This is a genomic window from Providencia sp. PROV201 (assembly GCF_028479545.1).
In the GTDB taxonomy this organism is placed as follows: Bacteria; Pseudomonadota; Gammaproteobacteria; order Enterobacterales; family Enterobacteriaceae; genus Providencia; species Providencia huaxiensis.
This window is the reverse complement of record NZ_JAMPNW010000021.1, coordinates 64,036-76,649: the sequence shown is the minus strand read 5'-3', so window position 1 is coordinate 76,649 and position 12,614 is coordinate 64,036. Positions and strand designations below refer to the sequence as shown.

14 protein-coding genes and 2 pseudogenes are annotated in these 12,614 nt (G+C 39.1%); 10 read left to right on the top strand and 6 right to left on the bottom strand.

The genetic code is table 11. The features are described from left to right. On the top strand, nt 1–238 hold a 238-nt coding region (locus tag PR809_RS16085; RefSeq protein ID WP_272524570.1), incomplete at its 5' end, for a hypothetical protein. A 675-nt stretch (nt 239–913) separates the two neighbouring features. Here the strand turns inward: PR809_RS16085 and PR809_RS16080 are convergent. The 4 genes from PR809_RS16080 to PR809_RS16065 form a co-directional block, all read right to left on the bottom strand. After that, a complete protein-coding gene (locus PR809_RS16080; RefSeq protein WP_125894514.1) occupies nt 914–1,405 on the bottom strand; it encodes a hypothetical protein in 492 nt (163 codons plus the stop codon). A gap of 10 nt (nt 1,406–1,415) precedes the next feature. Beyond that, nucleotides 1,416–1,796 carry a plasmid partitioning/stability family protein gene (locus tag PR809_RS16075; RefSeq protein WP_159227762.1) on the bottom strand — a complete coding sequence of 127 codons (381 nt, stop codon included), beginning with the start codon at nt 1,794–1,796 and terminating at the stop codon, nt 1,416–1,418. 4 nt (nt 1,797–1,800) lie between these two features. Then, complete coding sequence (gene parM / locus PR809_RS16070; protein ID WP_125894518.1) at nt 1,801–2,754, bottom strand: plasmid segregation protein ParM domain-containing protein; 954 nt, start codon at nt 2,752–2,754, stop codon at nt 1,801–1,803. A 291-nt stretch (nt 2,755–3,045) separates the two neighbouring features. Continuing rightward, on the bottom strand, nt 3,046–3,858 hold the full coding sequence (locus PR809_RS16065; RefSeq protein ID WP_185746950.1) for a DUF4942 domain-containing protein: 813 nt from the start codon (nt 3,856–3,858) through the stop codon (nt 3,046–3,048). A 323-nt stretch (nt 3,859–4,181) separates the two neighbouring features. Between PR809_RS16065 and PR809_RS16060 the strand changes: the two genes are divergently transcribed. Beyond that, nucleotides 4,182–4,601, top strand: coding sequence for a hypothetical protein (locus PR809_RS16060; protein WP_125894522.1), 420 nt, complete (start codon nt 4,182–4,184; stop codon nt 4,599–4,601). A 334-nt stretch (nt 4,602–4,935) separates the two neighbouring features. Here PR809_RS16060 and PR809_RS16055 read toward each other — a convergent pair whose 3' ends face one another. Next, complete coding sequence (locus tag PR809_RS16055; protein ID WP_023159980.1) at nt 4,936–5,394, bottom strand: hypothetical protein; 459 nt, start codon at nt 5,392–5,394, stop codon at nt 4,936–4,938. A 486-nt stretch (nt 5,395–5,880) separates the two neighbouring features. On the opposite strand from PR809_RS16055, the gene PR809_RS16050 reads away from it, so the two are divergent. The 6 genes and pseudogenes from PR809_RS16050 to PR809_RS16025 all read left to right on the top strand — a co-directional run. After that, nucleotides 5,881–6,429, top strand: coding sequence for a transglycosylase SLT domain-containing protein (locus PR809_RS16050; protein WP_125894524.1), 549 nt, complete (start codon nt 5,881–5,883; stop codon nt 6,427–6,429). Continuing rightward, complete coding sequence (locus PR809_RS16045; RefSeq protein WP_159227764.1) at nt 6,419–6,973, top strand: hypothetical protein; 555 nt, start codon at nt 6,419–6,421, stop codon at nt 6,971–6,973. The genes PR809_RS16050 and PR809_RS16045 overlap by 11 nt, the downstream gene beginning before the upstream one ends. Next, the gene (locus tag PR809_RS16040) at nt 6,970–7,530 is read left to right on the top strand and encodes a FlhC family transcriptional regulator (RefSeq protein ID WP_125894528.1); all 561 of its coding nucleotides are present in this window, start codon (nt 6,970–6,972) and stop codon (nt 7,528–7,530) included. The genes PR809_RS16045 and PR809_RS16040 overlap by 4 nt, the downstream gene beginning before the upstream one ends. After that, a complete protein-coding gene (locus PR809_RS16035; RefSeq protein ID WP_125894530.1) occupies nt 7,530–7,841 on the top strand; it encodes a hypothetical protein in 312 nt (103 codons plus the stop codon). Before PR809_RS16040 ends, PR809_RS16035 begins: the two co-directional genes overlap by 1 nt. 99 nt (nt 7,842–7,940) lie before the next feature. Further along, on the top strand, nt 7,941–8,846 hold the full coding sequence (locus PR809_RS16030) for an IS66 family transposase (protein WP_201287957.1): 906 nt from the start codon (nt 7,941–7,943) through the stop codon (nt 8,844–8,846). Between the two features lie 19 nt (nt 8,847–8,865). Then, nucleotides 8,866–9,258 (top strand): annotated as a pseudogene (locus PR809_RS16025) (transposase); the annotation flags it as partial. Nucleotides 9,259–10,662: 1,404 nt separating this feature from the next. Here PR809_RS16025 and PR809_RS20135 read toward each other — a convergent pair. Next, nucleotides 10,663–10,818, bottom strand: a pseudogene (locus PR809_RS20135) (helix-turn-helix domain-containing protein); the annotation flags it as partial. A 108-nt stretch (nt 10,819–10,926) separates the two neighbouring features. Between PR809_RS20135 and PR809_RS16015 the strand changes: the two are divergent. Both PR809_RS16015 and PR809_RS16010 read left to right on the top strand, forming a co-directional pair. Next, the gene (locus tag PR809_RS16015) at nt 10,927–12,099 is read left to right on the top strand and encodes a MerR family transcriptional regulator (RefSeq protein WP_125894534.1); all 1,173 of its coding nucleotides are present in this window, start codon (nt 10,927–10,929) and stop codon (nt 12,097–12,099) included. 2 nt (nt 12,100–12,101) lie between these two features. Then, nucleotides 12,102–12,611, top strand: coding sequence for a GNAT family N-acetyltransferase (locus PR809_RS16010; protein ID WP_125894536.1), 510 nt, complete (start codon nt 12,102–12,104; stop codon nt 12,609–12,611). The last annotated feature ends 3 nt before the right edge of the window (nt 12,612–12,614 follow it).

The following is a 12,614-nucleotide window of genomic DNA, read 5'->3' as shown; positions in this document are numbered from 1 at the left end:
TCCACTCACAGCACCACTGTCTTGCAGACGTCAACCTTTCAGCACCAGAGCGGAAAAGTATCTTTTTGGTGGTTGTCTTGCGGACATCAACCTTTCAGTATTTCTACAGCCTATCTTATTGATATTTATTGGTATTTACTCAGGCACTCACAGCACCACGGTCTTGCAGACGTCAACCTTTCACGGCTCGTTTGGAAAGTACCTTTTCGGAAGAAGTCTTGCAGACGTCAACCTTTAAAACATATCGCATTGATATATAGTCGTTATTTGTATTTTAAGTATCACTGCATGTGTCTCACAAACATCAACCTTTTGTGATCAACCACACAAATACACAGATTCCTGTTAAGATAATTGTCCACCAGCTTCAGGCAGTATGAATGTTAACCACTGTTCTCATGCGATTAAGTTTTATCCACAAGAAATAAATAAATAATCTACCAATATATCAAATAACTACGTGATATTAGTATAAAAATCAATCGGTGGATACAAAGTGAGCGATAATGTCTTGCAAGCATCAACCTTTCACCTTGCAAACATCAACCTTTAGCCTTGCAAACATCAACCTTTCACCTCGCAAGTATCAACCTTTAGTCTTGCAAACATCAACCTTTAGTCTCGCAAACACCAACCTTTCAATAAGTAACATATTGAATTTAATAGTTTTATTTTATGGTCTAAGGTTTTAAGGTTTTAAGATCAATCAAGAAAAAAAAGATCTTAAATCAAAGATGCTGGTGGACTTTGTTAATAACTTTCACATTAAATCTAACGCACTCGCTTTGCTCGTTTGTTCAACAGCGACTCCGACACGAAAACAAGTTTTCATGTCTCTCGCTGTTCAGAATTAAAAATATAAGTGAATTTTTGATTGAATAAAAAAGCCTAAACAGATGTTTAGGCTTCTCAGTTAATGAGTATCGATCAAATATAGACTTTTGAGAGTCACAACAGTACATGCATAGCTTATTTTTAACGCTGCGGATAGTTGCTGTACGATGAATACTGTCAGTTCCAAACGTTGGTATTGGTCTATACCATGTTCTTGCATCTGTCCTGCTTCAGAGATCATGAAAATCATACCTGACTTGCCATTATCAAATACAGACAACCCTTTGTTTCTATGATCCCCATGATATCGGGCATCTAGATTATCAATATACTTCTTTGATAGAAGCACTAATGCAGAGAGTTGAGTCAGTTCTTTTAAGGATAACTGAATAGTCAGTTTTTGCTCCCATCTTGCTGTTCCATCCTTTTCAAGAGGTGCTATTTCGATGTTAAGGGTAGGAACGCCAGATCTGGAAACCACCTTTTGAAAGTTAAGACAGGAACGTTTTTTTTCGTTTTTCTGCCAATCGGCGAAGAACTTTAAAGTATCACCATACACTTGTTCTGACATACCCCACCCATCAATCTGGTAATGAACCTTTCAAATTCTGTGCTGCCTGACTTGGGGGCTCCTTCTCCATTTTTACTTTATCAGTCGATAACGCCCGTTCTGCCTGACTCGAATTTACTTTATTGTGTGCATGAGTACCGTCACTATCAACAGTTAGAAAAGAATCTAACATTACTTTGAAGGTATCAGCCTTTGTCCTTTCTGATAGGATTGAAGCCAACAAGGAGGGCAATCTATCATCAATTTCCCCTAATGCGATCCCTGCCAGTAAAGCAGTACGTACAGCTTCAGTTTGAACCGGCGATTCTTCAATCTTTTTAGTTGCGAATTTATCTGCTTCGCTGAGTTCAGGACGAAGATATAAAATTATCTTTTTACGCTCTTGTTTCATAACGTTATCCTAATAATTTGAGACCCCGAACCAAAGCAAACTGAGGTTCATCAGCCACGTAGAAACGTTCTGGCTGTATAGCTATTTGCTTTCTGATTGCATCAGCGGAAAGTGCAGCACCACCGCCAATAACCATGACATGTGTATATCCCTTAAAGGTACTGATCGCATCGAGTACACGGGTATTTAGTCGTTCTATACTGCTGTTCATGGCGTCTTTTACCATCTGAATATCATCAATAGAGTTAATGTTATCTAACAGATAGTTTTCATCGTGCCGGTTAATAATGAGTTGATCTGCGTTATAGCTGGATGTTTCTGTTGAAGCGTTAGCCAGAGCTCTTTTTACTTCGTTAGTAACCAACGATACGCCAAGAGTAGGATCTCCATAAATGCGTGATACCGACGTCATTTGACCTGAAACCATTGAAATATCAGTTGTGGTGCCACCAATATCAATAATCAGTACAGAATGATTAGGTCTTAATTCATCACATAAAGATATACCCGCAGGGATCGACTCAGGACGAACTGTTACTTTTTTGATTTTGAAAGGTTCATTTCTGCTTACTTGAACTTCACGCATTAAGTTATCTTTTTTGCGTTGAATGTTATCCATTCGATATTGCGCATCTTGGTCGTAAAATTCTGCCAATGGCAGAGTGACAACGATTTCGACCTCTTGAGGGGGTAAGCCGCTAATCTGAAGTGCATGTTGCACTGCAACGGCGTTAAGAGGGCTATACTGCCAAGCTACGTTGTTAGTTGGTAAATTGTCAGGATCAATAATATCAAATGAATACTTCTCGTTATCAACGGTATAGTTGAATGGTTTGCCAGTACCAAAAGCCGTACCCCAACCGCGCTTGAAGCTGTTAGGACTAATTTTAATTACTTCACCTTCCTGATCCCACAGCATTTTTATATTAGTAGAACCATCATCTATATAAATACGCATTTAAAGCCTCTAATTGTTGATGTGATGCATCTGAGATATATTTGATGCGAAATTGAGTATTGCTGTAATTTTAACAGTGGGGTTTGAGTGTTGCAAGAGGGTTGTGTGAGAATAATTTGAGAGTTATTAGGGTGTAAAAAACAAAATGAAAATGTAATATTTTAGTATGGTTTGATGTTTTGTTGAGGTTCATATGAGGTGAGTTTGATATCTTGTCGAAAACTGAGGTTTAAATGAGGTATAGCTGATGTGTTTTTAGTTATACCTCATATCCTGACTTTGAATTGCTTTTCACAAAGGTGGCAATGCTGAGGGAAAAAGTTTTGCTATCAAATCATTAGTTTTGCTTATTAGAGTTTCATTTTTGAATTGTAAATGCATTGTGCCTTTTTTGTACCACTTAACGATGAAAAATTCAGTTTCAAAATTTTTATTATTAGTTCGCACATTATCAGATATATATAGCCCTACACTATTTTGAAATTTGTGAATTGGTTTTTTTTGTAAGATGCAAAATATTCTAACTAGATCGTTAACGGTGTCAGTCTTATTAAATCTAGTTGAATACTTACCAACTGAAACAGCATTATCCATTATTATTTTTTTGCCAAGATAGCGAGGATTATTACTCTTGTAATCCCATGAGACAGATTGCAACGCATCCATCAATCCATTCTTAAATGAATCAGCTTTGTTAGCGCTTAAACTTGTAAAAGTGCTTAATGCATTCTCAAAGTTGAATATAGGCGATTTCATATCGTAAAGGTCGTAATGTAACTTTTCTATTTGTTTATTGCTCATGATTGTTTTGATACCAGATTTATCAATAAACATTTTCCATATCTTTCTGTCTAACCAAAGTTCAAACCGTGTTCTGTTATCATCATCATTAGTATTTCTAGGGTATTGCAAATCAATTAAATCGTCCTCTATGCATTGGTGAGGAAAATGATTGTTGGTATTGGGGATTGTTTTTAATATTTCGATAGCCTCTGCTGCTTTAGAGAGTGATTCTTTATATAGGCTAATAGCATGTTCTCGGATTGCAATTACTCTGTCTATCTCAATTGATTCGATGATATTAGTATTGGTATTAAGGTTCATTAATAAAATCCAATTTAATTTTTTATATGGCATACGTTAGGCGAGAAAAAATAGAAGTAGTACCATATCAAGCAAATAACAATAAAGATATATATTTGTCAAAGTGAAAACTTCATTATTTAATTAAAAATGAATAATTATGATTTAATTTAACTCTGTTAATTTGGTAATTAATTGTATAATGAATTCTTGTGTTTATATAAGTGGTGATATTGTATTTATTATTTTTACAAAAATATTGCTTTCAGCTTTGTACGAATATATTATTAATTCTCAAATATAATTAATTACCACAGCTAATAATAATTAAACGAGGATGAGTCATGAATACCTATAATGTATCGTATAAGGTTAATCTTAATAACAATAACTATGCTCTAGCTTCATTTGATGTACAAGCAAAGTCTGAAAAGGAAGCGCGTAGAATAATAAGCAAGTCGAATATAGGTGTTGAAGAATATACTGTTACTGAGAAAGGCTTTTTCTCGGTAACGTGGTGTGCTGAAGATATTCATGCAAGTATTGTTTCCGGTTGGGATAGTGAAACAGAATTAGATGAATTTAATAAAACTGATCTTGATGTTTTCTATTTTAATTTAAGTGATGATGATAAAAAGAATTTTTGTTTAGATGTATTGGAGGCACTTAAAAACAACCATGATTGTAATTACGGTATTAATTGGGATGTAATTAAAATATCAGCAGATTCAAGTATGGATATATGGAAAAGATTAATTAATTAAGATTCAATATTAAATTACAGAAAAATAGTCAGAGCTTATTGTGTCTGGCTATCTTCCCCAAAGGGAAAGCCTCTACTTATTCGTAAAATACTGCACAAAATGGCTGAAAAAAGTGAATGGATGCAAGTAGTGGCTTTTTAATATCATATATGCTTCGTCTAAGCGATTCTGAGCCACTTTAGCCTGTACGCTAATGTTATCCACGATGATGTGTGGAAGTCCTCTCAAAATCGCCCCTACGCTGTTTTTAAAGACAGGGAAAGGATCGCCTACGGCTCACAGTACCCCCTAAAAGATCGCCTACGGCTCACAGTAAACAAAAAAAACATAAAAATCAGCGAGTAACACCGATAACCGTTTTTCTTGTGCCCTTTTTCAAATGTGTAATTCTCATTTTCAATGATTTAGTAATATTTTTGGTTTGCTTAATGTCAGCCCTGATAATTTTAAACTTATCCTCGTATTTTTGAATAAGTTGGCGTACTTCATCAGACCGAATTGAAAAATAGCGTATGTCAAAATCGCCATTACCTGTGGTTGGAGCATTACGCATAGAGCCAACTTTTTTAGTCGCCTTGTTCATCACAACCATTCCCCATCGAATCCGTACTGAGCCCCTGTCGTTATGAATTACTGGCAGGTATGGGGAGAATAGCTGTTTGTTATTTATTTCTTGCATAAACTGTTGGATCAGATTTACCGCATTATCAGCGCATACAGTTATTGCTTCCTCACAGTCAGCAAGGATTGCTTCCAGCTTTAGCAATAACGCATCTTCATATGATACTGACATGAATTTCAGCACTCCAGAAAAGGTTTAGAAAAAGTCATTTTAACATAAACTAATTATACCGTAACCACCCTATTGGTGACTTAATGTTTCGATTACATTAAGTCGTAACTACTGTTTTGGTGACTTAATACATGAGATACATTAAGTCACCAAAACCCCCTTGGTGACTTAATGTTTTTTGAAAATGTGCCGATAACGATTTTGGTGCAGAAGAAAGAATTGTCTTTCGTAAGCCATAAAACACCTATTTTCGACTTAATGCGAATGTTATTAATTTCTTTGGATAATAAGTATCATGCCACTAATTATTTATATTATGTAATATGTTGAATATAAGTGAAATTTTACTCCCTCTCTGTTTACGCATACTGTAAATAAATGTATAATAAATTGCATTAGTCGTAGATGGTGTATTGACGACTAATGTATGTCTTACTATAATTTATACTGATATATACGTATATGCTCAAAATAAGTGAGGGGAGGATGAAACGCTTTCTTCTGTTTTTAAGCATTTTTAATGCTGCGATTTGCGAGGCTGCTGTTGTAGATTTAACTAATACCTCGTGGGAAAAGCACGCTAAACAATGTAACCTCGATCCGCTTTTACTCTATGCTATTGCTCTTAAAGAGAGCTCCCATAGAACAGGCGATAAATCCTTTGTTGCACCCCATCGCTATGCTTTAAATAACCCAATTATGGGCTCTTATTATCCGGTGAACCGAGATGATGCTGTCCGAAAAGTGCGGGAATATGTAAGCGTTTCAGCATTGACTGATATCGGTATTAAACAAATTAATTGGCGTTGGAACGGTAGTAATTATGTTTCTGACCCTGCTGAGTTATTAGATGTAGATAAGAACATTGAGTTATCAGCGAAGGTCTTGTGTCGAGCGATTGAACTATCTCCAAATGATATAGCGCAAGCCATCGGTAATTATCACACACCAAATCCAGCGTTAAAGAACAAAGCTAAAGAATATGGTGAATCAGTTCTGCTCATATGGAAAAGATTGAAAGAAAATGAACAATAAAATAAATTGCTACAACACTGAAATGACTGATGTACTTTTCAGTTTATTAAGTAATTCTGAAAGAGTTGATAATAATCCATTTGTGATCGTCAATTCTGACAAAACCTGTTTTGTTGAAGATTTTTCCATTATGAGAGATTTTTTCAGTGGATTGAAAGTGCCTGCTTATATATTAAGCTACAAAGAGGATTCTCAGTCTTTATATACTAAGAAAGACCCAAATTTTAAAAAATCTCTGTTGGATGTTTCATTTTTGCGTTTAACAATGCTAATTGAATCAGCAATTATTAACAGCATGTCTGGCACAGATACTAATCATTTCTTTTGGTTTAATGATTGTCAGTCATACAATACAATTAATAAGTTTTCTTTTAAGGAAATACTGTTTTCTTTGTATTCAAAGCAAATAAATATTTCTCCAATTTACAGACCTTCGATTATATCAACTAGATTAGTCGATAGTGATGGTTATCATAAAAAATATGATGATGTATTATTCTATCTTAAATTTAGAGCGCGCTTATGTGGAAAGGTGTTTAAATGAAATTAACTATTGCGCCAGAAGGTTATCAATTAGCAATTGATATGATAAAACTTGGATTTAGAAAGAATGTAATATTGTCTGAGATTCCAGCAATATCTCCACGTATGTATGGATGTTTACGAAATGATTCAGGAATTGATAATGAGGATAATGATTTTACGTTAGGGCGACTAAGAAAAATTAGCACTATATTAGCTAATCAACATGATAAACGATCTGCAACTGATTTTTTACATGTATATTTAATGACTGCACAAGATCCAGAAAATAGATTGCAAATAGAAGAATTGGTTGGTGCTTATAAAGCATACCGCCATTTATTTAATGTTCATTGTGGTTTCTTTGATGATCCATTAAAGAAACACATAATTGATCCGAACTTGGCATGGCAAATTGCAACCAATTACCGAAATGGAATAATTGGTTTAACTGGCTGTTTTGAGTGTCGGCAGAAATATACCTATCTTACACACGAATCAGAGGATTCCTGCAATATGAAATGTCCTTATTGCTCTGAATCTAAAGAAAATGAATTCATTAATAATAAGGGTGAATAATGAAAAGTTGTAAAATGATTACAGGAATTCTATTTTCATTAGTGTTATCCGGCTGTGCTAATAATGAAAATAGTAATTGGATATATAATAATGAGGCTTCAAAACCAGTGGTTGAAAATGGAAGTGAAGCTCTCAAAATTGCTAAATCAATAGGGTTGAATAATCTAGATGATGATGCGGATAATTACACAATCTTTGCTGTGTTAGTACCAAGTCAGAAAGGAAATTCATTAAAAAAAATTAAGGAACCTATTGTTGTAAGCGATACAAAAGGGATGGATCAGTTAAGAGAAATCATCTCACAAAGGTAACTATTCACCAAGGAGCTATTGACAGCAAATTTATGTGACTGAGTTAACTTGATCCCACATTCAACTTGAGTGATCTTTTTGTGGTGGCAATCTGGAGGTATGAATAAGAAAACATTACCTCCACCGCCAGATTTCGATTCGCCTGAAGAGGCGAAAGATATCATCCACTTTTTATGGAATAAGTTGGCTGAGCTTGAAGATAGGCTAAACCAAAATAGTCGCAACTCTTCTGTGCCATCATCTCAACAACCCCTGCATAATAAAGCTAAAAATACTTCGCCGAATCGGAATAAATCTGGAAAAAAGCAAGGAGCTCAACCAGGTCATAAAGGCCATCGCCGACTGCTTCACCCTGTTGAAGACAGTGCCTCGGTTGAGCAATACTTACCGAATAAGATATGCCACTGCGGTGGGTGTGTTATTCCAAATAGAAAACCTTATAAACGACACCAAATCTTTGACTTGCCAGATATCTCATACACGCTTGTTGAACATCAAATTTTTAAAGGCGAGTGCTCATGGTGTGGTGATAAACATCAAGCGGAGCTTCCAGAGTCTGTGCCCGATGTTCAAATGGGGCCAAATCTACATAGCTTTATCGCAATCCAAGCGACGCAGCACCACCAAAGCATAGGTAAAATACAATCTATGCTGAAAGACGTCTTCCAGCTTAACTTCTCAACAGGTGCAATATCTGCGGCGCAAGGACGAGTCACTGAATACTTAGCTGATACTCATACTCAAATTCATGACACAGTAAAAGCATCTAAACTGATTATGGCTGATGAGACTTCACATCAGCGCAATAATGATAAACGCTGGATGTGGGCCGCACTCAGCAATAACGTAGCCTTTTTCCAAATTAACAGCGGAAGAAACCAACATGCTGCCAAACGACTACTTGGTGAAGCGGTTTCACACCTTTTAGTGACTGACCAATATTCTGGGCGTTGTTGCCTAAATCCATTGAACCTTTTCCAAGTTCTGCGATCTGATCCTTTGTGATGGCTAGAACGGTGGTGACATGGGTAAAGCAAAAAAGAAGATAACTAACTGGGCGGAGTACAATAAGGCTCTGTGCAAGCGAGGGTCAGTTACGTTCTGGATAGATGACACCGCCATAGATGCGTGGCAATGCAAAACCCATCATGGCAAGCGTGGTAGAGGCTTTCAGTATTCAGACACAGCGATTGAAACTGCCTTGATGCTCAAGGGTATTTTCTCTCTGCCATTGCGTACACTTCAAGGCTTTATTGACTCGATCTTCGAGTTATTGGATGTTCCGCTGACGTCCCCTGACTACACCTGTATCAGCAAACGCTCGAAGACGGTTCAGATTAAATATCGCAATAAATCTAGAGGAGCTCTCCGACTTTTGGACTTTCTGGCGGTGAATATAAAATGTTCCGTAGATGGGCTGGCCGTCAATGTAATCCACCCTACCCTCTGGATTCCAAAGAATACCGCACACGCCTTCTCTCGGCTTCTTGATTCGATAGCGCAAACGGTAGATTTCTCGCACAGCATGAGTCGTCTCTAGGGTTAAAGACATCGCGACTTTCAAGAACAGTGGCGCTGCTTCATAGATCTGAAGATAGCTTTCATAATCTAAGTTGTGACGTGCTTTGGTGTAATCCTCTTTCGATAAACGTCTCTGTTTCTTATTAAGAACAAAGTTACTCTCTATCGCACTCTCATCAGCCAAATAGGAAAATATCTTTTTCAGATTGCTGATTTTTCCATTTAGCTGTCGATTATTGAGCTCAGCATAGTATTTACCAATGTACTCATTGATATGCTGTAACTTCAGCGATTTTGTTAAGCACTTACCCATGTGCTCTTCCAACCTTTCGCAGTCACGTTCTAAGTTTCTAAAGACGTCTTTAGAGAGCTTCTCTTCCGCTTTGACACGGGCCAACACGACAAGAAGCCAATCCTTTAATGGCTTATTGAACTTATCTCTACGCCCTTTTGATATAGCTCTTTGAAATTGGGTTGGCTCATTAAGATCGAAGTCTTGCGTCAGTTCTGGCCTATTTTGCATGTTATAAACATATGCAGCTTGAATAGCCTCTTGCTCAGTTGTGCCACTAGGGAAAAGTCGTTTAACACCTTCAACTGTTGTAAAGCGAAAACGAAGCTCTCCCCTGTGGCTCATTCGTACAAGAAATGCTGGGTAGTTAGCCGTTTCTTTGCTTCTTGCTCGACCTACCATTACGACTCCAGAAATCTGACTCACTCTGAAATTCGATCGGCAGGGTTACCAACATCCTCGTCTATACAGACTAGGTATCGGCCTGTGGGGGTTCGAGTACCGCCCAGCTTCCCAATTTTTATCCAATTAATGATTGTGGCGCTGCACATACCAGATCCAGGATAAAACTCCTCAATGTACTGACTCGGTTTTAAATATCGGATTGCCATGTTCTTCTCCTCACATTTCAAATAATGAAAATTGCTTAAGAAAAACTATGCATGAAATTTTCGGTAAGATTTGTTTTGCGCGGCAATTGACCACAAAAGCAAATGAAGAAGAGATGCGTAAAGTGGCCGATGTCAGTCGCTACAGGGTGGACTTATACAATAATAGCAAATCTACAACCAATTGATTTATAAGTTTTTACTAATTAGAGCATTTTCGCATTTAAGACGTCACTTTAAGATACGAAATGCTCTATAAATTAATGCAAAACATTAAAAATCAATACCCTACAATTGAGCTTACTACCAACATCGGGCTTTCACCGTTTCTGGACTCCTCAAATAGACACCACCCACCTCACCCAACCCATCGCCTTTCTCACTACTCTTTCTTTTTTCTCTAACGATAGCGCTTCATGGCCGAGCGGTATTCACTGGGGCTGACGCGTTTATACGCTTTAAACTGGCGATTGAAATTGGCTTGGTTTGTATACCCCACCTTATCGCGAATCACATTCACCGGAACGTCGGTATGAGTAAGAACAGCGTGTATTCGACACGTGACGCGCTCATTTTCTTTTCACTTTTTGTTGAAAAGTGGGTTGACCTGTCTAAAGCTTCATAGTTTATCGTTCACTTCATCAACGCAGAGGATCCCAAGTTCATGTATCAAATTTCAGAGTTAGCGCAGCACGTCGGCTTGAGCCGTTCCACGTTACTCTATTACGAGAAACTGGGACTAATTACTGGCCGGCGACAAAGCAATGGCTACCGCATCTATTCGGACCACGATCGACAACGCATCAAACTGTTGCAGCAGTTACAGGCCGGTGGGCTTTCGCTCAAAGAGTGTCAAGCGTGTTTAGAAGGCAACATCGATAAACCAACGCTAGAAGCAAGGCTTGCGATCCTCGATGCGGCGATCACCGAAAAGCAGTCCGCAAGAGAGCTTCTCGCCGCCTTACTTGGCAAGAGTTCAATGCGGCCATGGCATCAAAGCGTTGAACAAAGTGCGCCAGCGGCGCATTTAGAGTGGCTAATGAAACAAGGGTTTAGCGAAAAAAATGCCTTGAGGTTGAAATGGTTGTCCAAAGACATGAATGAACACGAACAGTACATGATTGATTTTGAGTCGATTTTCCAAGGCCTCGACAGACTGGGCCCCGGCGATGACGCTGACAGTTTACGCGCTTTGCAAGCACTGCCCCGTCATGACGGTAACTTATTGGAGATTGGCTGCGGTAAAGGGCCCACCACGCGCTTACTGGCACAGCACACCGCTTTCGACATTACGGCACTGGATAACGATGAATACAGCCTCAGCTGTTTGAAAGAAACCGTGGCAGGCCATCCATGGGGCCATCGAATCGAAACTTGCTGCGCCAGCATGACCGACATGCCCTTTGCTTCGGCACAATTTGATGTGCTTTGGGCAGAAGGCAGTGCGTACATCATGGGGGTGCCGCATGCTCTGAAAGCTTGGAAACGCTTTCTAAAACCTGAAGGCTACTTGGTTCTCAGTGATTTAGTGTGGCTGACCCACACGCCTGATGCCCAAGCCGAGCAGTTTTGGCAGGTTAATTATCCGGGGATGGTCACCGAGAACCAGCGGCTTAAAGAGGCAAAAGCGGCGGGTTACGAGGTGGTGGAAAGCTTTCCTCAAAGCGCGCAGGCATGGCGCAACTACTTGGAGCCGCTCAACGCAAAACTGGCGCAACTCAGCGAGGCAACGTTGACCTCTCAAGCGCTCAACGATTTACGCCGCGAGCTGCACATTCACCAACACTATTTAGGCCAATATGGCTACCACATTTGGGTATTCAAAAATAAAGGTTAATCATGAACATCAGACCAGAAACACCTGCTGACATCACCTCGATTGAACAGGTCACTTATCGCGCATTTGAAAACCACCCGCACCACGAACCGGGTGCGAAACCGACGGAACATCGCATCGTCGCGACACTGCGTGAGGCCGGCGCGCTGTCGCTCTCGCTCATCTGTGAAGACGACACTGGCATCATTGGGCACATCGCGTTCTCTCCAATTCACATTGATGGTGCCGCATGTGATTGGTACGGATTAGGCCCGGTCTCGGTGGTGCCAGAGCGACAAGGGGAAGGCATCGGTGGCGCGCTGATTCGTGAATCACTGTCCGTGTTGAAAGCCCAAGGCGCTCAGGGTGTCGTATTGCTTGGCGAACCGCAGTACTACCAACGCTTTGGTTTTCAATCTCAGCCCAACCTGACCTACCCTGGCGTGCCTGCGGAATACTTTATGGCGCTGTCGCTGGCAGACGCCATACCCTGTGGTGAGGTAACTTATCACGCCGCATTCTTTACACATTAATCG